Annotated in this window: 22 protein-coding genes; 21 read left to right on the top strand and 1 reads right to left on the bottom strand. The window is 54.7% G+C overall.

The window, feature by feature from the left end; all coding sequences use genetic code 11:
- Positions 1–129: 129 nt before the first annotated feature.
- The 7 genes from pxpB to nei are packed head-to-tail and all read left to right on the top strand — an operon-like array spanning position 130 to position 5,696.
- The gene (gene pxpB, locus CRO33_RS05535; RefSeq protein WP_097117420.1) at positions 130–786 is read left to right on the top strand and encodes a 5-oxoprolinase subunit PxpB; all 657 of its coding nucleotides are present in this window, start codon (positions 130–132) and stop codon (positions 784–786) included.
- Positions 780–1,712 carry a 5-oxoprolinase subunit PxpC gene (gene pxpC, locus CRO33_RS05530; RefSeq protein WP_038648230.1) on the top strand — a complete coding sequence of 311 codons (933 nt, stop codon included), beginning with the start codon at positions 780–782 and terminating at the stop codon, positions 1,710–1,712. Before pxpB ends, pxpC begins: the two co-directional genes overlap by 7 nt.
- A complete protein-coding gene (gene pxpA, locus CRO33_RS05525) occupies positions 1,702–2,439 on the top strand; it encodes a 5-oxoprolinase subunit PxpA (RefSeq protein WP_097117419.1) in 738 nt (245 codons plus the stop codon). The genes pxpC and pxpA overlap by 11 nt, the downstream gene beginning before the upstream one ends.
- Before the next feature lie 57 nt (positions 2,440–2,496).
- The gene (locus CRO33_RS05520) at positions 2,497–3,225 is read left to right on the top strand and encodes a DUF969 domain-containing protein (RefSeq protein WP_034829137.1); all 729 of its coding nucleotides are present in this window, start codon (positions 2,497–2,499) and stop codon (positions 3,223–3,225) included.
- A complete protein-coding gene (locus CRO33_RS05515; protein WP_097117418.1) occupies positions 3,225–4,241 on the top strand; it encodes a DUF979 domain-containing protein in 1,017 nt (338 codons plus the stop codon). The genes CRO33_RS05520 and CRO33_RS05515 overlap by 1 nt, the downstream gene beginning before the upstream one ends.
- Positions 4,242–4,248: 7 nt before the next feature.
- A complete protein-coding gene (gene pcp / locus CRO33_RS05510) occupies positions 4,249–4,896 on the top strand; it encodes a pyroglutamyl-peptidase I (RefSeq protein ID WP_058962137.1) in 648 nt (215 codons plus the stop codon).
- A gap of 11 nt (positions 4,897–4,907) precedes the next feature.
- The gene (nei, locus tag CRO33_RS05505; RefSeq protein WP_097117417.1) at positions 4,908–5,696 is read left to right on the top strand and encodes an endonuclease VIII; all 789 of its coding nucleotides are present in this window, start codon (positions 4,908–4,910) and stop codon (positions 5,694–5,696) included.
- Positions 5,697–5,773: 77 nt separating this feature from the next.
- Here nei and CRO33_RS05500 read toward each other — a convergent pair whose 3' ends face one another.
- On the bottom strand, positions 5,774–7,057 hold the full coding sequence (locus CRO33_RS05500; RefSeq protein WP_034829145.1) for a citrate synthase: 1,284 nt from the start codon (positions 7,055–7,057) through the stop codon (positions 5,774–5,776).
- Positions 7,058–7,689: 632 nt separating this feature from the next.
- Here CRO33_RS05500 and sdhC point away from each other — a divergent pair.
- The 14 genes from sdhC to tolQ all read left to right on the top strand — a co-directional run bounded on the left by sdhC (position 7,690) and on the right by tolQ (position 22,405).
- The gene (gene sdhC, locus CRO33_RS05495) at positions 7,690–8,079 is read left to right on the top strand and encodes a succinate dehydrogenase cytochrome b556 subunit (RefSeq protein ID WP_034829146.1); all 390 of its coding nucleotides are present in this window, start codon (positions 7,690–7,692) and stop codon (positions 8,077–8,079) included.
- Positions 8,073–8,420: a succinate dehydrogenase membrane anchor subunit gene (gene sdhD, locus CRO33_RS05490; protein WP_058962135.1), complete on the top strand. Its 348-nt coding sequence runs from the start codon at positions 8,073–8,075 to the stop codon at positions 8,418–8,420. Before sdhC ends, sdhD begins: the two co-directional genes overlap by 7 nt.
- Positions 8,421–10,187 carry a succinate dehydrogenase flavoprotein subunit gene (gene sdhA, locus CRO33_RS05485; RefSeq protein WP_097117416.1) on the top strand — a complete coding sequence of 589 codons (1,767 nt, stop codon included), beginning with the start codon at positions 8,421–8,423 and terminating at the stop codon, positions 10,185–10,187.
- 14 nt (positions 10,188–10,201) lie between these two features.
- On the top strand, positions 10,202–10,918 hold the full coding sequence (locus CRO33_RS05480; protein WP_034829149.1) for a succinate dehydrogenase iron-sulfur subunit: 717 nt from the start codon (positions 10,202–10,204) through the stop codon (positions 10,916–10,918).
- Between the two features lie 209 nt (positions 10,919–11,127).
- A complete protein-coding gene (gene sucA, locus CRO33_RS05475) occupies positions 11,128–13,935 on the top strand; it encodes a 2-oxoglutarate dehydrogenase E1 component (RefSeq protein WP_097117415.1) in 2,808 nt (935 codons plus the stop codon).
- Between the two features lie 15 nt (positions 13,936–13,950).
- Positions 13,951–15,171 carry a 2-oxoglutarate dehydrogenase complex dihydrolipoyllysine-residue succinyltransferase gene (odhB, locus tag CRO33_RS05470; RefSeq protein WP_034829152.1) on the top strand — a complete coding sequence of 407 codons (1,221 nt, stop codon included), beginning with the start codon at positions 13,951–13,953 and terminating at the stop codon, positions 15,169–15,171.
- Between the two features lie 61 nt (positions 15,172–15,232).
- Positions 15,233–16,399 (top strand): ADP-forming succinate--CoA ligase subunit beta, encoded by a 1,167-nt coding sequence (gene sucC, locus CRO33_RS05465; RefSeq protein WP_097117414.1) that lies wholly within the window; start codon positions 15,233–15,235, stop codon positions 16,397–16,399.
- A complete protein-coding gene (gene sucD, locus CRO33_RS05460) occupies positions 16,399–17,274 on the top strand; it encodes a succinate--CoA ligase subunit alpha (protein WP_034829155.1) in 876 nt (291 codons plus the stop codon). The genes sucC and sucD overlap by 1 nt, the downstream gene beginning before the upstream one ends.
- Positions 17,275–17,976: 702 nt before the next feature.
- The gene (gene cydA, locus CRO33_RS05455; protein ID WP_097117413.1) at positions 17,977–19,548 is read left to right on the top strand and encodes a cytochrome ubiquinol oxidase subunit I; all 1,572 of its coding nucleotides are present in this window, start codon (positions 17,977–17,979) and stop codon (positions 19,546–19,548) included.
- An 11-nt stretch (positions 19,549–19,559) separates the two neighbouring features.
- Positions 19,560–20,699, top strand: coding sequence for a cytochrome d ubiquinol oxidase subunit II (cydB, locus tag CRO33_RS05450; RefSeq protein WP_058962354.1), 1,140 nt, complete (start codon positions 19,560–19,562; stop codon positions 20,697–20,699).
- A gap of 15 nt (positions 20,700–20,714) precedes the next feature.
- The gene (gene cydX / locus CRO33_RS05445) at positions 20,715–20,828 is read left to right on the top strand and encodes a cytochrome bd-I oxidase subunit CydX (protein WP_058962355.1); all 114 of its coding nucleotides are present in this window, start codon (positions 20,715–20,717) and stop codon (positions 20,826–20,828) included.
- On the top strand, positions 20,828–21,121 hold the full coding sequence (gene ybgE / locus CRO33_RS05440; protein ID WP_045833524.1) for a cyd operon protein YbgE: 294 nt from the start codon (positions 20,828–20,830) through the stop codon (positions 21,119–21,121). The genes cydX and ybgE overlap by 1 nt, the downstream gene beginning before the upstream one ends.
- Positions 21,122–21,299: 178 nt before the next feature.
- Positions 21,300–21,722: a tol-pal system-associated acyl-CoA thioesterase gene (gene ybgC / locus CRO33_RS05435; protein ID WP_202404442.1), complete on the top strand. Its 423-nt coding sequence runs from the start codon at positions 21,300–21,302 to the stop codon at positions 21,720–21,722.
- The gene (gene tolQ, locus CRO33_RS05430) at positions 21,719–22,405 is read left to right on the top strand and encodes a Tol-Pal system protein TolQ (protein WP_034829162.1); all 687 of its coding nucleotides are present in this window, start codon (positions 21,719–21,721) and stop codon (positions 22,403–22,405) included. The genes ybgC and tolQ overlap by 4 nt, the downstream gene beginning before the upstream one ends.
- The last annotated feature ends 6 nt before the right edge of the window (positions 22,406–22,411 follow it).

Below are 22,411 nucleotides of genomic sequence, written 5' to 3'. Positions count from 1 at the left end.
AACCCACGTTAAGGACGCAAATCTGTTGACACATCTCTGTCACTTTCGCATAACTTATTGACTTTCATTATAAGCAAAGCGATTTGTGGACATTTTTTGTCCGCGCCAATCATGACCGGGAGGTGGGTTTTGCAACGAGCACGTTGTTATCTACTGGGTGAGCGAGCGGTGGTGCTGGAGCTGGACCCCCCCGTTTCACTCGCCAGCCAGCAGCGCATCTGGGGACTGTGCCAGCGCCTGCATCACAATGAACAGGTTCAGGAAGTGATTCCGGGGATGAATAACCTGACGCTGCTACTGCGCGATCCGCAATTGAATGCGCTGGATGCCATTGAGCGTCTTCAGCGCTGGTGGGAAGAGAGTGAGGAACAGATTCCTGAATCACGTCGGGTGGAGATTCCGGTGGTGTACGGTGGCGCGGGTGGCCCCGATCTGCAAGTGGTGGCTGAGGGGGCCAGCCTGTCGCCAAAACAGGTCGTCGAGCTGCACAGCAGTGTTGATTACGTGGTCTATTTCATCGGCTTCCAGCCTGGTTTTCCCTATCTCGGCGGCTTGGATGAACGTCTGCACACGCCGCGCCGTGCTGAACCGCGAGTTATCGTTCCCAGTGGATCAGTCGGCATCGGTGGCAGTCAGACGGGTATCTACCCATTGGCCGCACCTGGCGGTTGGCAGCTAATTGGCCATACGCCCGTCAGCCTGTTTGACCCCTTACAACACCCGCCGACACTGCTGCGCCCCGGTGACAGCGTGCGCTTTGTGCCGCAACAGGAGGGCGTATGTTAAACATTCTACGCGCCGGATTGATGACCTCGATTCAGGATCAGGGCCGTACCGGCTGGCGGCAATATGGCATCAGCGTCAGCGGAGCGCTGGATCAACCCTCAATGCGTACCGCCAATATGCTGGTGGGCAACCCGGAAGAGAGCGCGGTATTAGAGATTGTGCTCGGCCAGTTCAAAGCGGAATTCAAACGTGACGGCTGGTTTGCACTCACTGGGGCGGGCTGTAATGCCGATCTGGATGGCAAACCGGTGTGGACTGGCTGGCGACTGCCGGTGAAAAAAGGTCAGGTGCTGTCCCTGGCGATGCCGGTGCGCGGTATGCGCAGTTATCTGGCGGTCAATGGCGGTTTCGCCATTGATGAGATGCTCGGTTCACACAGTACCGATCTCAAAGCGGCTTTTGGCGGTTTCCAGGGCCGTAAGCTGCAGGATGGCGATCAGCTGCCGTTGGGCAAACCCTCCCGCACCTTCAAAGGCAAAGCGGGCGTTCGTCAGTTGTTGTGGGGCAACCGCATTCGCGCTTTACCGGGCCCGGAGTATAACGAGTTCACGCGCGAAGCGCAGGAAGGTTTCTGGCGCAGCCCGTGGAAGCTGAGTCCGCAGAGCAATCGTATGGGTTACCGCATGCAGGGGCGTCAATTGCAGCGTAAAGCCACGCGTGATTTGTTGTCACATGGGTTAGTGCCCGGCGTGGTGCAGGTGCCGCCTAATGGCCAACCGATTGTGCTCATGGCCGATGCGCAAACTACCGGCGGTTATCCGCGTATCGCCTGTGTTATCGAAGCTGACCTGTATCAACTGGCGCAGATTCGACTCGGCGAACCGATTCACTTTATCCATTGCACTCTGGAAGAAGCGCTGCTGGCGAAGCAGCATCAACAGCGCTCCTTTGACCAAATTGCCTGGGGGCTTGCACATGAAGATTGATCTTAACGCTGACCTCGGCGAAGGCAGCGCCAGCGATCAGGAACTGCTGACGCTGGTGAGTTCGGCCAACATTGCCTGTGGTTTTCACGCTGGTGATGCGCAAACCATGCTGCAATCGGTGCGCTGGGCCAAAGCCTCGGGTGTGGCGATTGGTGCCCATCCCAGCTTCCCGGATCGCGAAAATTTTGGTCGCACCGCGATGCAGTTGCCACCGGAAACGGTGTATGCGCAGATGATCTATCAGATCGGCGCACTGAAGAGCATCGCCGAAAGTGAAGGTGAGCGTTTAGTGCATGTGAAGCCACACGGCATGCTGTACAACCAGGCCGCGGCGGACGCAACGCTCGCCGACGCGATTGCCCGCGCGGTGAAAGCGATCGATCCCGCATTGATTCTGGTCGGTCTGGCGGGCAGTGCTTCCATCAAGGCGGCTGCGCATCATGGCTTGCGCACGCGGGAAGAGGTGTTCGCCGACCGTGGCTATCTGGCAACCGGCGCACTGGTGCCGCGCAGCCAGCCAGGCGCGATGATTGAAGAAGCCGAGCAGGCGCTGGCGCAAACGCTCACTATGGTGCAGCAGCGTCAGGTGAAGAGTATCAGCGGGGAGTGGGTGCCGGTGAATGCAGAAACCGTGTGTCTGCATGGCGATGGTGCACACGCGCTGCAATTTGCGCGCACGTTGCGTGCGGCTTTTGCTAACCATCAAATTACTGTGACCAGCGCATGACAAATAACAACTCGCCCGATCTGTATCGGGCTTTTTATTTCTGATGAGGGGAAAAACATGGATAACGTGGTCAATCTCTGGCCGTTACTCGGCATTGCCGCCATCGTTCTGGGATTCGTGTTGCGCTTTAACCCGGTGCTGGTGGTGATTGTTGCCGGTTTTGTGACCGGCCTGGCCGCGCATCTGCCGCTGGCCGATATTCTGGAGAAACTTGGTTCCGGCTTCCTGAACACCCGCAACTTGCCGCTGATTTTGCTGCTGCCGCTGGCCGTGATCGGTTTGCTGGAGCGCCACGGTTTGAAGGAGCGCGCACAAAGCTGGATCGCGCAGATCAAAACCGCGACGGCGGGCCGTTTGCTGATTGTCTATCTGTTCGTGCGTGAAATCACCGCAGCACTCGGTTTAACCAGCCTCGGAGGTCATCCGCAGATGGTGCGTCCACTGCTGGCACCGATGGCAGAAGGCGCCACAGAAAACCGCTATGGTGAAGTGCCCGATGAAGTGCGCCATCGCTTGCGCGCCATGTCGGCAGCCACCGATAACGTCGGGCTGTTCTTTGGTGAAGATATCTTTGTCGCATTCGGCGCGATTATCTTCATGCACAACTTTATGCAGGAGTCGGCAGGCATTAGCACCGAGCCGCTGCATATCGCTTTGTGGGGTATTCCCACCGCACTCTGTGCCTTCCTGATCCATTCGGCGCGACTGGTGCGCCTTGACCGCCAGCTGGCGCGTGAATTGGGTGCCATTAATCAGCAGGCGTTGCACGCCAAAGGCGGGAAATAATGTTTCAGCAACAATATCTGATGTGGCTGGCAGGGGTGATCCTGCTGGTGGTCGCCGTTCTCTCCTGGCGTGATGCGGCTAACCCAAGACGCTTTACGACCGGTTTATTCTGGGCGCTGTATGGCCTGATGTTCCTGATTGGTGATGGTGCTTATCAACTAATGGGGCAGTGGGCAGGCGATGCCGCTGCGGGTAAACGCATGCTGCACATTGGCGTCGGCATTGCGGTGGTGTTGATGGCGTTAATTGCCGGTTTCGGCGGCGTGCGCCTCGGCAGCTATCATCAGCGCAGCGATCAGCAGAAGCGCGAAAGTGCGAAGCGTTTGCGTAATAAGCTGTTTTTGCCCGCGCTGGCGATTCCGGTGGTCACCGTGATTGGTGTGCTGGCGTTTAATAACATCCCTGGCTTGCAAGATGCTGTGTTTGGCCCGGGTAATCATTCAACGTTGGTGACCCTGTTCTCGATGATGGTCGGCTGCGTGCTGGGCTGGATAATCGCGCTGCAAATCACCCATGAAAAACCGCTGCAGTCGATGCAGGAAACTCGCCGCCTGCTGGATGCAGTGGGTTGGGCATTTATTCTGCCGCAAATTCTTGCCACGCTTGGTCTGTTATTCACCAGCGCGGGCGTCGGCACTGCGATTTCACATCTTACTGAACAGTATCTGGCAGTGGACAATCGCCTGATTGCGGTTGCGGTGTATGCGATTGGCATGGCGCTGCTGACCATGGTGATGGGTAATGCGTTTGCCGCCTTCCCGATAGTGACGGCTGGCATTGGGATTCCTATTCTGGTGCTGCAACACGGCGGCAATCCGGCGGTCATGGCGGCAATTGGCATGTTTTCTGGCTATTGCGGCACCTTGATGACGCCGATGGCGGCGAACTTCAACATCGTACCCGCGCGCTTACTGGAGTTGCCGGATCGAAACGGGGTGATCAAGGCTCAGGTGCCAACCGGTGTGCTACTGTTGGTGGTAAACGTATTCCTGCTCTACTTCCTGATGTTCTTATGAGGTCGCAATGAAAACGGTATTGATGACGGCGTTTGAGCCGTTCGGTGGCGAAACCATTAACCCTTCATGGGAAGCGGTGCGCAGTTTTGACGGTAAAGAGATTGCCGGAGCCCGAATTGTGGTGCGCCAGCTACCCGTGGTGTTTGCCACCTGCGGAAAGGTGCTAACGCAAGCGCTGGATGAGATTCAACCTGACCGAGTATTGTGCGTGGGCCAGGCCGGTGGGCGTGTTGATATCACCGTCGAACGTGTGGCGATCAACGTGGATGATGCGCGTATTCCCGACAACGATCAGCAGCAGCCGATCGACCAGCCCATCGTGATGGATGGACCTGCCGCCTATTTTTCCACCTTACCGATTAAAGCGATGGTTGCAGCACTGCGCGAAGTGGGTGTGCCGGCCTCGGTATCGCAAACGGCCGGGACATTTACCTGTAACCACGTGATGTACAGTCTGTTGCACTGGCTGAAGACCACCAACAGTCCGGCGCGCGGGGGCTTTATTCATATTCCCTATATGCCAGAACAGGCGGTGAACCATCCCGGCGTCGCCAGTATGGCGACGGCCAGCGTGATCCTGGCGCTGGAAACCTCGTTGCAGGTGATGCTGAGCACTGAAAATGACATCCGCGTGGTCGGTGGATCGACGCATTAACAGGAGACGTTATGCCTGAAGGACCGGAGATCCGCCGTGCGGCGGATCAACTGGCAGCGGCGATGGAAGGCAGGCCACTCACTGATGTGTGGTTTGCCTTTCCTGAACTGAAAACCTACGAACCGGCACTAATGGGTGAAACCATTACGGCTTTTGAAACACGTGGCAAAGCACTGCTGACGCATTTTTCGAATGGCTTAATTCTTTATAGCCATAATCAATTGTACGGCGTGTGGCGTGTGGTGCCGACCGGCACTGAACCCAACACTTCGCGGCAGTTGCGCGTACGGCTGGCAAACGCCGAACAGACCATCCTGCTCTATAGCGCTTCGGATATTGAACTGCTCAATGCAGATACCGTCGGCGCACATCCCTTTCTGCAGCGCGTGGGGCCTGATGTGCTCGATGCCACTTTAACGGTGGCAGAGGTGCGTGAGCGGCTGCTATCGCCGCGTTTTCGTCGCCGTCAGTTCAGCGGATTGTTACTCGATCAGGCCTTTCTGGCGGGATTGGGTAACTATTTGCGTGTGGAGATTTTATGGCATGCCGGATTGCTGGCGTCGCATCGGGCGCAGGATCTCACTGAGGCACAGCTCAATGCATTAAGTGAGGCGATGCTGGCGGTGCCACGGTTGTCGTATCAGATGCGCGGCAGTATGAAGAAATACCATGCCGATGCGGCGTTTCGCTTTGAGGTGTTTCATCGCCAGGGCAAGAGATGTCGGCGCTGCGGCACGCTGATTGAGAAGGGCACGCTATCGTCGCGGCCATTTTACTGGTGCCCGGGATGTCAGTTTTGACGCCATAATGCGATCAATAAAAAAGCTGCCATCTCAATGAAATGGCAGCCTTTCTTTCACACTCATTTAGCTGTGGATTATTTTTTCAGCGCCGAGTTAAATGGACGCTCGGTGTAACCGGTGTACAGCTGACGTGGACGCGCAATCTTCATGCCTTCGTCGTGCATCTCTTTCCAGTGTGCAATCCAACCCACGGTACGCGCCATCGCGAAAATAACGGTAAACATGGAAGAAGGAATACCCATCGCTTTCAGAATAATGCCAGAGTAGAAATCGACGTTTGGATAGAGTTTACGCTCGATGAAGTACGGGTCGTTCAGCGCGATATGTTCCAGCTCCATCGCCACTTCCAGCAGGTCATCTTTCATACCCAACTCATTCAGCACTTCGTGACAGGTTTCACGCATCACGGTGGCGCGAGGGTCATAGTTTTTGTAAACACGGTGACCGAAGCCCATCAGACGGAACGAATCGTTTTTGTCTTTCGCGCGACGTACGAATTCTGGGATGTGCTCAACGGTGCTGATCTCTTCCAGCATACGCAGGGTAGCTTCGTTGGCGCCACCGTGTGCCGGTCCCCACAGTGAAGCGATACCCGCAGCGATACAGGCAAATGGGTTTGCACCAGAAGAACCGGCGGTACGCACGGTTGAGGTAGAGGCGTTCTGCTCATGATCAGCATGCAGAATCAGAATACGGTCCATGGCGCGTTCCAGCACCGGGTTCACTTTGTACTCTTCACACGGTGTGGCGAACATCATATGCAGGAAGTTGCCTGCGTAGGACAGGTCGTTACGTGGGTAAACGAACGGCTGGCCAATCGAATATTTGTAGCACATCGCTGCCATGGTCGGCATTTTGGACAGCAGGCGGAAGGCAGCGATTTCACGGTGACGTTCAATGTTGACGTCTAAGGAGTCGTGATAGAACGCCGCCAGGGCGCCAGTGACACCACACATGACCGCCATCGGATGCGAGTCGCGGCGGAAGCCATGGAACAGTCGGGTGATTTGCTCGTGGATCATGGTGTGGCGGGTAACGGTGGTGCGGAATTCTTCAAACTGGGCTTGGGTCGGAGCTTCGCCATTCAGCAGGATGTAACACACTTCGAGGTAGTTGGAGTGGGTTGCCAGTTCGGAAATCGGGAAGCCGCGGTGTAACAGAATGCCTTCATCACCATCAATAAAAGTGATTTTAGATTCGCATGACGCAGTAGAGGTGAAACCGGGATCGAAAGTGAACAGGCCGTGATTGCCAAGTGTGCGGACATCAACAACGTCTTGTCCCAGCGTACCTTGCATCACATCCAGTTCAACGGAAGCATTATCTTGTAGGGTTAGCGTCACTTTTTTATCTGTCATTTTTCGTCTCCATAGCGCCTTAGTAGGTAAGGATCTTAGACACCAGAATAGCCTTCATGTTGTATAAAACCACAATCTTCACAGTATCACTCTGCGGTAACGTTTGTCGTGCAGGGTTACAGGGAGATGTATTAGGGCCAGTCGGTGGCGTTCGGGCATGACATGCTGAACAGCGCGGATGTTAAAGATCCTGTCACGACATAACTTCTTGGTAACCAATAACCTGATGCTTTGTGTTGCTCCTAAAGGCAATGTTACATAACTTGAGCTTAGGGGAAAGTGTATCCCCATAACTTTTGTGCATCATAGGGCTTTAATGCGTTTGTTTGTAACTGAAATGTTGATCTTTTGTCAAATCAGATAATTAAAAATGTATGAATTGTGAAATTCGTGAGTCGGATCACTGTTCAGCCTAAATGTGACCAAAGAGATTGTAGGGGAATTGTAATCAGAATGTGATCCTCCTATACTGCCGCCAGGTCTCCGGAATACCCTGACACCAGGAGCCACCCAGCGTTTTTTTCGCTTCACTTAACACTGGATGTTGCTTTTTTGGTGGCGGTTGCAGTCTGAACACGCGCTGTGCTCTGATGCGACTCAGGTCCGGAGGAAGCAAAATAAAAAAGAGCTGTGTGGGCAAAACCGTGAAAAAACAAAGACCTGTTAACTTGGATCTCTCGACGATCCGGTTTCCCGTTACTGCAATATCGTCCATTCTCCACCGCGTCTCCGGCGTGATCACCTTTGTCGCTCTCGGAATACTGCTCTGGTTACTGGGTCTCTCTCTCTCTTCTCCTGAAGGCTTCCAGCAAGCGGCTTCCATCATGGACAGCTTCTTCGCCAAATTCATCATGTGGGGCATCCTGACTGCGCTGGCGTACCACGTCGTGGGCGGTATTCGTCATATGCTGGCTGATTTTGGCTTTATGGAAGAAACCCTGCAGGTGGGAACCCGTTCCGCGCAAGCGGCTTTTGGTATCACTGTCGTGCTCTCAATTTTGGCTGGAGTCCTCGTATGGTAAGCAATGCTTCTGCATTAGGACGCAACGGTATTCATGACTGGCTGTTACTGCGTGCTGCTGCAATCTTAATGACGCTCTACATCATCTACCTCCTTGGTTTTGTGGTGATGACCGGCACCCTGACCTATGACGCCTGGCACGGCTTCTTCGCCTCTGCCTTCACGAAAGTGTTTACGATACTGACGCTGTTCTCGATTCTGGTCCACGGCTGGATTGGTATGTGGCAGGTCCTGACCGACTACGTTAAACCAGTAGCAACCCGCTTGCTGCTGCAGTTTGTGATTGTGGTCGCGCTGTTGTCGTATGCCGTTTATGGAATCGTTGTTGTGTGGGGTGTGTAAATGAGTTTGCCAGTCAGAGAATTTGATGCCGTGGTGATCGGCGCGGGTGGCGCGGGAATGCGCGCGGCTCTGCAAATCTCCCAATCGGGCCAGACTTGTGCCCTGTTATCCAAAGTTTTCCCAACCCGTTCTCATACCGTATCGGCGCAGGGCGGTATTACCGTTGCGCTGGGTAACACCCATGAAGATAACTGGGAATGGCATATGTACGATACCGTCAAAGGCTCCGACTATATCGGTGACCAGGACGCGATCGAGTATATGTGTCACGTCGGTCCGGAAGCGATTCTGGAACTGGAACACATGGGTCTGCCTTTCTCCCGTCTTGATGACGGCCGCGTATATCAGCGTCCGTTTGGTGGTCAGTCGAAGAACTTCGGCGGTGAGCAGGCGGCGCGTACCGCTGCGGCAGCCGACCGTACTGGCCACGCACTGCTGCATACCCTGTATCAGCAGAACCTGAAAAACAAAACCACCATCTTCTCCGAATGGTATGCGCTGGATCTGGTGAAAAATGAAGACGGTGCGATTGTCGGCTGTACCGCTATCTGCATGGAAACCGGTGAAACCGTTTACTTCAAAGCGAAAGCGACCATTCTGGCAACGGGCGGTGCAGGCCGTATTTACCAGTCCACTACTAACGCGCACATCAACACCGGTGACGGCGTAGGTATGGCGCTGCGTGCCGGTGTGCCGGTGCAGGATATGGAAATGTGGCAGTTCCACCCAACCGGTATCGCCGGTGCGGGTGTGCTGGTCACTGAAGGTTGCCGTGGTGAAGGTGGATACCTGCTGAACAAACACGGCGAACGCTTCATGGAGCGTTATGCGCCAAACGCCAAAGACCTGGCAGGTCGTGACGTGGTCGCACGCTCCATGATGGTGGAAATTCGTGAAGGCCGTGGTTGTGACGGTCCATGGGGCCCGCACATCAAGCTGAAACTCGATCATCTGGGCGCAGAAGTTTTGGAATCGCGTCTGCCGGGTATCCTTGAGCTGTCGCGTACCTTTGCGCACGTCGATCCGGTTAAAGAGCCGATTCCGGTTATTCCAACCTGCCACTACATGATGGGCGGCGTGCCGACCAAAGTGACCGGTCAGGCGCTGCGCGTGAACGAGCAGGGTGAAGACGAAGTGATTCCGGGCCTGTTCGCGGTAGGCGAAATTGCTTGTGTATCAGTACACGGCGCTAACCGTCTCGGCGGTAACTCGTTGCTCGACCTGGTGGTATTTGGCCGCGCGGCGGGTGTGCACCTGCTGGAGTGTCTGGAAGAGCAGGGTGAACTGCGCGAAGCCACGCAGGAAAACATTGATGCCGCCATGGCGCGCTTCAACCGCTGGGAAAATAACACCACGGGTGAAGATCCGGTTGAAATCCGTAAAGCGTTGCAGCGTTGCATGCAGAACAACTTCTCGGTATTCCGCGAAGGTGATGCGATGCGTGAAGGTCTGGAAGAGCTGAAAGTGATTCGTGAACGTCTGAAGTCAGCGCGTCTTGATGACCGTTCGCCAGATTTCAACACCCAACGTATCGAGTGCCTTGAGCTGGATAACCTGATGGAAACCGCGTACGCCACGGCGGTCGCTGCAAACTTCCGTACCGAAAGCCGTGGCGCACACAGCCGCTTCGACTACCCGGAACGTGATGATGCTAACTGGCTGTGTCACAGCCTCTATGTTCCGCAAACGGAAAGCATGACGCGCCGTGAGGTGAACATGCAACCGAAACTGCGTGCGGCCTTCCCGCCGAAAGCGCGTACCTACTAATTGCGGAGATCATCATGAGACTCGAATTTTCTATCTATCGTTACAACCCGGAAGTCGATGACAAACCGCGTATGCAGGAATACACGCTGGAGTCAGAAGACGGTCGTGACATGATGTTGCTGGACGCGCTGATCCGTTTGAAAGAGAAGGACCCGACGCTGGCCTTCCGTCGCTCATGCCGTGAAGGTGTGTGCGGTTCTGACGGCCTCAACATGAACGGTAAAAATGGTCTGGCCTGCATCACGCCAGTCTCCGCGCTGGGTAATGGCACGAAGAAAATTGTTATCCGTCCACTGCCTGGTTTGCCGGTGATCCGCGACCTCGTCGTTGATATGGGACAATTCTATACGCAGTATGAGAAGATTAAGCCTTTCCTGTTGAATAATGGGGAAAATCCGCCAGCACGCGAGCATCTGCAGACCCCGGCAGACCGTGAGCACCTGGATGGATTGTACGAGTGTATTCTGTGCGCTTGCTGCTCAACCTCGTGCCCATCGTTCTGGTGGAACCCGGACAAGTTCATCGGTCCGGCAGGTTTGTTAGCCGCTTACCGTTTCCTGATCGACAGCCGCGATACCGAAACCGATGCGCGTCTGGACAATCTGAACGATGCTTTCAGTGTATTCCGCTGTCACAGCATCATGAACTGTGTGAGCGTGTGCCCGAAAGGACTAAACCCGACGCGCGCTATCGGCCATATTAAGTCGATGCTGCTGCAACGCGGGGCGTAACACACTGAAGTCACTGTCCGGGAACTTAAGGTTCCCGGCAGTTTACGGAAGCCTTTATAAGCGCGGTACTGACCACGCTTATAAAGGTTCCCTTACGGGCCAGGCGCCGGTTGCGCACAGGTTCGTATCGCTGAACTCACTACGGCAAGCCGCGAAAGCGGCAACAAATGAAACCTCATAAAAAGCAGATTAATGCTTAAGGGATCACAATGCAGAACAGCGCGATGAAACCCTGGCTGGACTCCTCCTGGCTGGCCGGCGCGAACCAATCCTACATAGAGCAACTCTATGAGGATTTCCTGACCGATCCTGACTCAGTTGATGAAATGTGGCGCGAGCTGTTCCAACAGCTGCCCGGCACTGGCGTGAAACCTGAGCAGTTTCACTCCACCACGCGTGATTACTTCCGCCGCCTGGCAAAAGATGCGACCCGCTACACATCCTCAGTCACCGATCCGGCTACTAATTCCAAACAGGTTAAAGTGCTGCAGCTGATCAATGCGTTCCGCTTCCGCGGCCATCAGCACGCTAACCTCGATCCGCTCGGCCTGTGGAAACAGGATCGGGTGGCGGATCTTGACCCTTCTTATCACGATCTCACCGACGCCGATTTTCAGGAAAGCTTTAACGTAGGTTCCTTTGCCATTGGTAAAGAGACCATGAAGCTGGCTGATCTGTTCGCGGCACTGCAGCAGACCTATTGTGGCTCGATTGGTGCAGAGTACATGCACATCAACAACACCGATGAGAAACGCTGGATTCAGCAGCGTCTGGAATCGGTGGTCGGCCATGCGTCATTCAGCAGCGACGAGAAAAAAGGTTTCCTGAAAGAGCTGACCGCGGCTGAAGGTCTGGAAAAATACCTCGGCGCGAAATTCCCGGGTGCAAAACGCTTCTCACTGGAAGGCGGTGATGCTCTGGTGCCGATGCTGCGCGAAATGATTCGCCATGCAGGCAAAAGCGGTACGCGTGAAGTGGTACTGGGGATGGCACACCGTGGTCGTCTCAACGTCCTGATCAACGTACTGGGTAAAAAGCCACAGGATCTGTTTGACGAATTCTCCGGCAAACACAAAGAGCACCTCGGCACCGGCGACGTGAAGTACCACATGGGCTTCTCGTCTGACGTTGAAACCGAAGGTGGTTTAGTGCACCTGGCGCTGGCGTTTAACCCGTCACACCTCGAAATCGTAAGCCCAGTGGTCATGGGTTCGGTGCGTGCACGTCTGGATCGTCTGGCTGAGCCAGGCAGCAACAAAGTTCTGCCGATCACCATCCACGGTGATGCGGCGGTGATCGGCCAGGGCGTGGTGCAGGAAACCCTGAACATGTCTGCGGCGCGCGGTTACGAAGTGGGCGGTACCGTTCGCATCGTGATTAACAACCAGGTAGGTTTCACCACCTCGAACCCGAAAGATGCGCGTTCAACGCCTTACTGCACCGACATCGGCAAGATGGTGCTGGCGCCAATCTTCCACGTGAATGCGGACGATCCAGAAGCGGTGGCCTTCGTGACTCGCCTGGCGCTGGATTATCGCAACACCTTTAAACGCGACGTGTTTATCGATCTGGTGTGCTACCGCCGTCACGGCCATAACGAAGCGGATGAGCCAAGTGCAACCCAGCCGCTGATGTACCAGAAAATCAAGAAACACCCAACGCCACGTAAGATCTACGCCGATCAGCTGGAGAGCGAAGGTGTGGCGACGTTAGAAGATGCGACCGAACTGGTCAATCTCTACCGTGATGCGTTGGATGAAGGCGAATGCGTGGTGCCAGAATGGCGTCCGATGAGCCTGCACTCCTTCACATGGTCGCCGTACCTGAACCACGAGTGGGATGAAAACTATCCTGCCACGGTTGAGTACAAACGCTTGCAAGAGCTGGCGCGTCGCATTAGCAGCGTACCGGAAGCCGTCGAAGTGCAGTCGCGCGTGGCGAAGATTTACAATGACCGTAAAGAAATGGCGGAAGGCAACAAGCCATTTGACTGGGGCGGCGCGGAAAACCTGGCGTACGCGACCTTGGTTGATGAAGGCATTCCTGTTCGTCTGTCGGGTGAAGACTCCGGCCGCGGCACCTTCTTCCACCGTCATGCGGTGATCCACAACCAAACCAACGGCTCAACCTACACCCCACTGCACCATGTCCATAACGGCCAGGGTCAGTTCAAGGTCTGGGATTCCGTGCTGTCAGAAGAAGCGGTACTGGCCTTTGAATACGGCTATGCCACCGCAGAACCGCGCGTGCTGACCATTTGGGAAGCGCAGTTCGGCGACTTCGCCAACGGTGCTCAGGTGGTGATCGACCAGTTCATCAGCTCCGGCGAGCAGAAGTGGGGCCGTATGTGTGGCCTCGTGATGCTGCTGCCACACGGTTATGAAGGCCAGGGGCCAGAGCACTCCTCTGCGCGTCTGGAGCGCTATCTGCAACTCTGTGCTGAACAGAACATGCAGGTATGCGTGCCGTCAACGCCAGCACAGGTTTACCACATGCTGCGTCGTCAAGCGCTGCGCGGTATGCGCCGTCCGCTGATTGTGATGTCACCGAAATCGCTGTTGCGCCATCCACTGGCGGTCTCCAGCCTGGAAGAGCTGGCCAATGGCAGCTTCCAACCGGCGATTGGCGAGATTGACGATCTGGATCCGAAACAAGTGAAACGCGTGGTGATGTGTTCCGGTAAGGTTTATTACGATCTGCTGGAACAGCGTCGCAAGAATGAGCAGACCGATGTCGCCATCGTGCGTATCGAACAGCTCTATCCGTTCCCGCACAAAGTGGTGCAGGACGTATTGAAAAATTATGCGCATGTGCAGGATTTCGTCTGGTGTCAGGAAGAGCCACTGAACCAGGGCGCATGGTATTGCAGTCAGCATCATTTCCGCGAAGTGGTTCCCTTCGGTGCGTCACTGCGTTACGCAGGTCGTCCGGCTTCTGCTTCACCAGCCGTGGGCTACATGTCCGTACATCAACAACAGCAGCAAGACCTGGTTAACGACGCGCTGAACCTTGGTTAATTAAAAGGAAAGAAAATGAGTAGCGTAGAAATTCTGGTTCCCGATTTGCCTGAATCCGTAGCGGATGCAACGGTTGCAACCTGGCACAAAAAACCCGGCGATGCGGTCAGTCGCGATGAAGTACTGGTTGAGATTGAAACGGACAAAGTTGTGCTTGAAGTGCCTGCTTCAGCAGACGGTGTACTGGAAGCGATTCTGGAAGACGAAGGCGCTACGGTGCTCTCGCGCCAGCTGTTAGGCCGCCTGGTGGAAGGCAACAGCGGTGGTAAAGAGACCTCTGCGAAAGTAGAAACGAAAGAAGCGACACCAGAACAGCGTAAAACCGCGTCTCTGGAAGAAGAGAGCAACGATGCGCTGAGCCCAGCGGTTCGTCGCCTGATCGCTGAAAACAACCTCGACGCGAGCCAGATTAAAGGCACCGGTGTGGGTGGTCGTCTGACGCGTGAAGATGTTGAGAAGCATGTCGCGAAGAAAGCTGACGGCGCGAAAGCGGCGCCTGCAGCAGCGGCCGCGGCACCACAGGCTGCTGTGGCTAACCGCAGCGAAAAACGCGTACCAATGACGCGTCTGCGTAAGCGTGTGGCTGAGCGTCTGCTGGAAGCGAAAAACAGCACCGCGATGCTGACCACTTTCAACGAAATCAACATGAAGCCGATCATGGATCTGCGCAAGCAGTACGGCGACGCGTTTGAGAAACGTCACGGTGTGCGTCTGGGCTTCATGTCCTTCTACATCAAAGCGGTGGTTGAAGCCCTGAAACGCTATCCAGAAGTGAACGCTTCTATCGATGGCGAAGATGTGGTTTACCACAACTACTTCGACGTCAGCATCGCGGTGTCTACGCCGCGCGGCCTGGTAACCCCAGTGCTGAAAGATGTTGATGCGCTGAGCATGGCTGACATCGAGAAGAAAATTAAAGAACTGGCGGTGAAAGGCCGTGACGGTAAGCTGACGGTTGACGAGCTGACCGGCGGTAACTTCACCATCACCAACGGCGGTGTGTTCGGTTCCCTGATGTCTACGCCGATCATCAACCCACCGCAGAGCGCGATTCTGGGCATGCACGCGATCAAAGAGCGCCCGATGGCGGTCAATGGTCAGGTTGTGATCCTGCCAATGATGTATCTGGCACTCTCTTATGACCACCGTCTGATCGATGGTCGCGAATCCGTGGGCTATCTGGTCGCGGTGAAAGAGATGCTGGAAGATCCGGCGCGTCTGCTGCTGGACGTCTAATTTTCGCCGGGCGCATCGCACAACGGTGCGCCCAAACTCATATCTGAATGGATAGAACATCATGAACTTACATGAATACCAGGCGAAGCAGTTGTTTGCTCGCTATGGCATGCCAGCTCCAACTGGTTACGCCTGCGCTACGCCACGTGAAGCAGAAGAAGCCGCCTCTAAAATTGGCGCAGGTCCGTGGGTAGTAAAATGTCAGGTACATGCCGGTGGCCGCGGTAAAGCGGGTGGCGTGAAAGTGGTGAACAGCAAGGAAGATATCCGTGCATTTGCTGAGCATTGGTTGGGCAAGCGTCTGGTGACCTACCAAACTGATGCTGATGGCCAGCCGGTAAACCAGATTCTGGTTGAAGCCGCGACTGACATCGACCAGGAACTGTATCTGGGTGCGGTCGTTGACCGTGCTACCCGTCGCGTGATCTTCATGGCTTCCACCGAAGGCGGCGTGGAAATCGAGAAAGTGGCGGAAGAAACCCCGCACCTGATCCACAAAATGGCATTGGATCCGCTGGCCGGACCTCAGCCATACCAGGGTCGTGAGTTGGCGTTCAAACTGGGCCTGTCCGGTAAGCAAGTTAGCCAGTTCACCAAAATCTTCATGGGTCTGGCGACCATGTTCCTGGAACGCGACCTGGCGATGGTTGAGATCAACCCGCTGGTGATCACCAAGCAGGGCGACCTGATCTGCCTCGATGGCAAACTGGGCGCCGACGGTAACGCATTGTTCCGTCAGCCTGAGCTGCGTGAAATGCGCGATCCAAGCCAGGAAGATCCACGTGAAGCACACGCAACACAGTGGGAACTGAACTACGTTGCGCTGGATGGCAACATCGGCTGTATGGTGAACGGTGCTGGTCTGGCAATGGGTACTATGGACATCGTGAAACACCACGGTGGCCAGCCTGCTAACTTCCTTGATGTCGGCGGCGGCGCAACCAAAGAGCGCGTAACCGAAGCCTTCAAAATCATCCTGTCTGACGATGCTGTTAAAGCAGTATTCGTTAACATCTTCGGCGGCATCGTGCGTTGCGACCTGATCGCAGACGGCATCATCGGTGCAGTTGCAGAAGTGGGTGTGAACGTGCCAGTGGTGGTACGTCTGGAAGGTAACAACGCCGAGCTGGGCGCGCAGAAACTGGCGGACAGCGGTCTGAACATCATTGCAGCAACCAGCCTGACAGACGCTGCGCAGCGTGTTGTTGCTGCCGCGGAGGGTAAATAATGTCCATTCTTATCGACAAAAACACCAAAGTCATTTGCCAGGGTTTCACCGGTGGCCAGGGGACTTTCCACTCTGAGCAGGCTTTGGCCTATGGTACGCAGCTGGTTGGCGGTGTCACGCCAGGCAAAGGCGGCACCACGCATCTGGGTCTGCCAGTGTTTAACACCGTGCGTGAAGCGGTAGAAGCCACTGGCGCCACTGCTACCGTGATCTACGTTCCAGCCCCGTTCTGCAAAGACGGTATCCTGGAAGCCATCGACGCAGGCATCAAACTGATCATCACCATCACCGAAGGTATCCCAACGCTGGATATGCTGACCGTGAAAGTGAAGCTGGATGAAGCTGGCGTGCGCATGATTGGCCCGAACTGCCCAGGTGTGATCACCCCAGGCGAATGTAAGATCGGTATCATGCCAGGTCACATTCACCAGCCAGGTCGCGTAGGTATCGTGTCTCGTTCAGGCACCCTGACCTATGAAGCGGTTAAGCAGACCACTGACATCGGCTATGGCCAGTCAACCTGCGTCGGTATCGGTGGTGACCCGATCCCAGGTTCAAACTTCATCGATATCCTGAAAATGTTCCAGGATGACCCACAGACCGAAGTGATCGTCATGATCGGTGAGATCGGTGGTAGCGCGGAAGAAGAAGCCGCAGCCTTCATTAAAGAGCACGTGACTAAGCCGGTTGTCGGCTACATCGCGGGTGTAACTGCACCGAAAGGCAAACGTATGGGCCACGCAGGCGCCATCATTGCTGGTGGTAAAGGCACCGCTGACGAGAAATTCGCCGCGCTGGAAGCGGCCGGTGTGAAAACCGTACGCAGCCTGGCTGACATTGGTGACGCTGTTAAAGCCGTTCTGCCAATCAAATAAGTCATCACTGTTGATGTGCATGAAGCCACCTTCGGGTGGCTTTTTTTATGTCTGGAAGAGAGGGATAGCCAGTGGCAACAGCGCCCTGTGCAGAGGCACACAAAAAGCAGGGAAAAACCGTAACGGAGATACAATCTGCGGCTATGCTTACTGAGTTGGTAAGGTAAAGATAGGAAAATGTGCGTGATCTCACAGGGGAAATTAAACCTGAGTATCCGGTATTAACGTTAAAAAAATACGGGAGAAGTAATTATTTCCTTAATTGCATCACGCGTTCATGACAACTAATTAACAACAACGCTAACACTACATATCTGAAAAATTATTGTCTTAATCCAGATCAATAAAGCGTGAGATATAACAAACTTTACTGCTGGCATCACGCACGACAAACGGTATAAATTGCGCTGCATCAATTCAGTCTTTTCCGCGAATTTTCAGGAGTTTGAGCCAGGCGTTGTTAGCGCAATTCTGCCGCCTTCTTGGATCACACTCCTGCTCGAAACAGATTGAAGCGATCGGTTTTTCGGGAAATTTTCACCACTGTTACTCACTCATTTCGGGCTACAGATTTCTCTGTTCTGTCAGTAATAAAACTGGAATCAATAATCAGTCGTTCCTGGATCTTATTCTGCACGTCAATGTTCGCTGTTTACCGTTGTCAGCCGCAGAGTAAATTCATGCGAGGAGCAAGGAGTCATCATGTTAGATATTGTCGAGCTGTCGCGTTTACAGTTTGCCCTGACGGCGATGTACCATTTCCTGTTCGTCCCCTTAACGCTGGGTATGGCGTTTTTGTTGGCGATCATGGAAACCGTATATGTCCTGACGGGTAAGCAAATTTATAAAGACATGACCAAGTTCTGGGGCAAGTTGTTCGGTATCAACTTTGCGCTGGGTGTCGCAACCGGTCTCACCATGGAGTTTCAGTTCGGGACCAACTGGTCATATTACTCCCACTACGTCGGCGATATCTTTGGTGCGCCGCTCGCCATTGAAGGCTTGATGGCGTTCTTCCTTGAATCCACCTTTGTTGGTCTGTTCTTCTTCGGTTGGGATCGCCTTGGCAAAGTCCAGCACCTGGCGGTAACCTGGCTGGTGGCGCTCGGTTCTAACATGTCTGCGCTGTGGATTCTGGTGGCGAACGGTTGGATGCAAAACCCAATCGCTTCTGAATTCAATTTCGAAACCATGCGCATGGAGATGGTGAGCTTCTCCGAGCTGGTGCTCAACCCGGTTGCGCAGGTGAAATTTGTCCACACTGTGGCAGCAGGTTACACCGCTGGCGCGATGTTCGTGCTGGGTATCAGTGCATGGTATCTGCTGAAAGGCCGCGATGTGGCTTTCGCTAAGCGCTCATTCGGTATTGCAGCCAGCTTTGGCATGGCCGCGATTCTGTCCGTTATCGTGCTGGGTGATGAATCCGGTTATGAAATGGGTGACGTGCAGAAAACCAAACTGGCGGCAATTGAAGCCGAGTGGGAAACGCAGCCTGCACCTGCGGCCTTCACGCTGTTTGGTATTCCCGATCAGGATTCGCAGGAGAACAAGTACGCGATTCAAATCCCGTATTTGCTCGGGCTGATCGCGACGCGATCGGTGGATACACCGGTCACCGGTCTGAAAGATCTGCTGTCGCAGCATGAAGTGCGTATCCGCAACGGCATGAAAGCCTACGCGTTGCTGAATGAACTGCGCGCGGGCAGCAAAGATCCTGCGGTGCGTAGCCAGTTCGAAGCCAGCAAACAGGATCTCGGTTATGGCTTGCTGCTGAAGCGCTACACCCCGGATGTGGCGAATGCGACTGAAGCGCAGATTCAGAAAGCGACACAGGATTCGATTCCACGTGTGGCACCGCTCTATTTCGCCTTCCGCATCATGGTGCTGTGTGGCGTGCTGCTGCTGGGCATTATCGCTCTGTCATTCCTAAGCGTGATTCGTAACCGCATTGGCAAGAGCCGCTGGCTGCTTAAGGCGGCACTGTACGGTATTCCGCTGCCATGGATTGCCATTGAATCGGGCTGGTTTGTTGCTGAGTACGGTCGTCAGCCTTGGGCGATTGGTGAAGTGTTGCCAACCGCCGTAGCGAACTCCTCACTGACCGTTGGCGATCTGCTGTTCTCAATGATTCTGATTTGCGGTCTCTACACCATTTTCCTGGTGGCGGAAATGTACCTGATGTTCAAGTTCGCCCGTCTGGGTCCTAGCAGCCTGAAGACTGGCCGCTACCATCATGAGACCGTGAAAGCGGCTGCTCAGCCCGTTCGTGGATAAGGAGAGCAACCATGTTTGATTATGAAGTATTGCGCTTTGTCTGGTGGTTGCTGATTGGCGTGCTGCTAATTGGCTTTGCGGTTACCGACGGGTTTGATATGGGGGTCGGTATGCTGACGCGCATCCTTGGCCGTACCGATACCGAACGACGTATCATGATTAACAGCATCGCCCCGCACTGGGACGGCAACCAGGTATGGCTGATCACCGCGGGTGGCGCGCTGTTTGCCGCCTGGCCAATGGTTTACGCCGCCGCGTTTTCCGGCTTCTATGTGGCGATGATTTTGGTGCTGGCTTCGCTGTTCTTCCGCCCGGTGGGTTTTGACTACCGTTCGAAGATTGAGGACATGCGCTGGCGCAACACCTGGGACTGGGGCATTTTCATCGGCAGCTTTGTACCACCACTGGTGATTGGCGTGGCCTTCGGCAACTTGCTGCAGGGCGTACCTTTCCATGCGGATGAGTATCTGCGTCTGTTCTACACCGGTAACTTCTTCCAGTTACTCAATCCGTTTGGCTTGCTGGCGGGTGTGATCAGCGTCGCGATGATCCTGACACAAGGTGCGACCTATCTGCAGATGCGTACCAACGGCGATCTGCACCTGCGAGCGCGCGGCACCGCGCAAATCAGTGCGCTGGTGATGATGGTGTGCTTCGTATTAGCCGGTGTGTGGGTGAAATACGGAATTGATGGCTATGTGGTGAAAAGCGTCATCGATCATCACGCTGCATCCAACCCGCTGGGCAAAGAAGTGGTGCGTGAAGCCGGTGCGTGGATGGTGAACTTTGAACAGACGCCAATCCTGTGGCTGTTCCCGCTGCTTGGCGTGGTGCTGCCGCTGCTGACCGTGCTCTGTTCGCGCATGGAGAAGGGCGCCTGGGCGTTTGTCTTTTCTTCATTGACGCTGGCATGCGTCATCATGACTGCAGGCATCGCGATGTTCCCGTTCATCATGCCTTCCAGCACCGTGCCGGGCACTAGCCTGACCATGTGGGATGCCACCTCAAGCCTGCTGACGCTGAAAGTGATGACCTTCGCCGCCATCATCTTTGTCCCGATTATCCTCGCCTATACCGCGTGGTGTTATTACAAGATGTTTGGCCGTATCACCAAAGAACACATTGAGAGCAATACGCACTCCCTGTACTGATTAAGGAGATTGAGCATGTGGTATTTTGCCTGGATTCTTGGCACTTTGCTGGCCTGTGCGTTTGGCGTGATCACGGCGCTGGCGATTGAGCAAGCAGAAGAGAGTGGCGCAAAGGATAAACAACACTGATGCGCACACTGATTCAGACGCTGTATCGTCTGATGGACAAGGGCCCGTTACGGGCCCTTTCGCTGATACTGGCGCTGTGGCTGGCGGGCTGTGTTATCTGGCAACCGTCACGCTTTGCCGCCCGCACGAGCGACTTAGCCATCTGGCATGGATTATTGATGATTTGGGCGGTGTGCACCGGCGTGATTCATGGTACGGGCTTCCGTCCATTGCAAACGCGCTGGCGAGCCGTGTTTTCACCGTTGCCTGCGATGATCGTACTGATTCTGGGAATCTATTGGTTCTATCATTGAGCCCCCAAGGCTGTTTTTTATCCGCTTCATTCGGGCGCTGACGTGAGTTTATGTCAGCGCCTGGTCAAGAAATATCCTGAAATTCCTTCCAGTTGTTAACGTGTGATAATTATTTTCTCCTGGCTCTGGCGGACCATTCCCAAGCCGATCTCACTTGCGTATAGTAGCAACGTTTAAAATGAGACCGGGATGTAGAGTGAGTACAACGCTGTTTCGCTGGCCGGTTAGGGTCTATTACGAAGACACCGACGCCGGTGGTGTGGTTTACCACGCCAGTTATCTTGCTTTCTATGAACGAGCACGTACCGAGATGTTGCGCCAGCACCATTTCAATCAACAAGCCCTGTTAGAAGAACAGGTGGCGTTTGTGGTACGACGCATGACGATAGACTTTGTTGCCGCAGCACGTCTTGACGATCTTCTGGATATCCAGAGTGAAGTGACCGCCATGACTCGCGCCACCATGACCTTCTCGCAGCGTATCGTGAATGCAGAAGGCAAAGTGCTGAATGAAGCAGAAGTCCTGATTGCCTGCATCAACCCACATCTAATGAAGCCGATTGCGCTTCCCAAGTCTATTGTCGCGGAGTTCAAGCAGTGACTGACATGAATGTTCTTGATTTGTTCCTGAAGGCGAGCCTTCTGGTCAAACTTATCATGTTGATTTTGATCGGCTTTTCTATTGCCTCATGGGCGATCATTATTCAGCGCACGCGCATCCTGAATGCGGCGGGTCGCGAAGCCGAAGCCTTTGAAGATAAGTTCTGGTCAGGCATCGAGTTATCGCGCCTGTACCAGGAAAGCCAGGGACGCCGCGATGAGCTGGGCGGATCTGAGCAAATTTTCTATTCGGGCTTCAAAGAGTTTGCCCGTTTGCACCGTGCTAACAACCACGCGCCAGAAGCGGTGGTCGAGGGAGCCAGCCGTGCGATGCGCATCTCAATGAACCGTGAACTGGAAGCGCTGGAAAACCACATTCCTTTCCTTGGCACCGTTGGTTCCATCAGCCCGTATATCGGTCTGTTCGGTACGGTGTGGGGGATCATGCACGCCTTTATCGCGCTTGGCGCGGTGAAACAGGCGACGTTGCAGATGGTTGCGCCGGGTATTGCCGAAGCGCTGATCGCCACTGCCATCGGTTTGTTCGCGGCCATTCCTGCCGTTATGGCGTATAACCGTCTGAACCAGCGCGTCAACAAGCTGGAGCAGGGCTACGACAACTTTATGGAAGAGTTCACGGCTATCCTGCATCGTCAGGCTTTCTCCACCGACAACACGAAGTAAGTCGAG

It is taken from the genome of Pantoea sp. GL120224-02 (genome assembly GCF_900215395.1).
In the GTDB taxonomy this organism is placed as follows: domain Bacteria; phylum Pseudomonadota; class Gammaproteobacteria; order Enterobacterales; family Enterobacteriaceae; genus Pantoea; species Pantoea communis.
The sequence above is the reverse complement of the archived record's forward strand: the minus strand, read 5'-3'. Positions and strand labels throughout refer to the sequence as shown.

Coding starts and splice junctions, on each gene's coding strand:
- pxpC (WP_038648230.1), top strand. CDS start 780: ATGTTAAACATTCTACGCGCCGGATTGATGACCTCGATTCAGGATCAG.
- pxpA (WP_097117419.1), top strand. CDS start 1,702: ATGAAGATTGATCTTAACGCTGACCTCGGCGAAGGCAGCGCCAGCGAT.
- CRO33_RS05520 (WP_034829137.1), top strand. CDS start 2,497: ATGGATAACGTGGTCAATCTCTGGCCGTTACTCGGCATTGCCGCCATC.
- CRO33_RS05515 (WP_097117418.1), top strand. CDS start 3,225: ATGTTTCAGCAACAATATCTGATGTGGCTGGCAGGGGTGATCCTGCTG.
- pcp (WP_058962137.1), top strand. CDS start 4,249: ATGAAAACGGTATTGATGACGGCGTTTGAGCCGTTCGGTGGCGAAACC.
- nei (WP_097117417.1), top strand. CDS start 4,908: ATGCCTGAAGGACCGGAGATCCGCCGTGCGGCGGATCAACTGGCAGCG.
- CRO33_RS05500 (WP_034829145.1), bottom strand. CDS start 7,057: ATGACAGATAAAAAAGTGACGCTAACCCTACAAGATAATGCTTCCGTT.
- sdhD (WP_058962135.1), top strand. CDS start 8,073: ATGGTAAGCAATGCTTCTGCATTAGGACGCAACGGTATTCATGACTGG.
- sdhA (WP_097117416.1), top strand. CDS start 8,421: ATGAGTTTGCCAGTCAGAGAATTTGATGCCGTGGTGATCGGCGCGGGT.
- CRO33_RS05480 (WP_034829149.1), top strand. CDS start 10,202: ATGAGACTCGAATTTTCTATCTATCGTTACAACCCGGAAGTCGATGAC.
- sucA (WP_097117415.1), top strand. CDS start 11,128: ATGCAGAACAGCGCGATGAAACCCTGGCTGGACTCCTCCTGGCTGGCC.
- odhB (WP_034829152.1), top strand. CDS start 13,951: ATGAGTAGCGTAGAAATTCTGGTTCCCGATTTGCCTGAATCCGTAGCG.
- sucC (WP_097117414.1), top strand. CDS start 15,233: ATGAACTTACATGAATACCAGGCGAAGCAGTTGTTTGCTCGCTATGGC.
- sucD (WP_034829155.1), top strand. CDS start 16,399: ATGTCCATTCTTATCGACAAAAACACCAAAGTCATTTGCCAGGGTTTC.
- cydA (WP_097117413.1), top strand. CDS start 17,977: ATGTTAGATATTGTCGAGCTGTCGCGTTTACAGTTTGCCCTGACGGCG.
- cydB (WP_058962354.1), top strand. CDS start 19,560: ATGTTTGATTATGAAGTATTGCGCTTTGTCTGGTGGTTGCTGATTGGC.
- cydX (WP_058962355.1), top strand. CDS start 20,715: ATGTGGTATTTTGCCTGGATTCTTGGCACTTTGCTGGCCTGTGCGTTT.
- ybgE (WP_045833524.1), top strand. CDS start 20,828: ATGCGCACACTGATTCAGACGCTGTATCGTCTGATGGACAAGGGCCCG.
- ybgC (WP_202404442.1), top strand. CDS start 21,300: ATGAGACCGGGATGTAGAGTGAGTACAACGCTGTTTCGCTGGCCGGTT.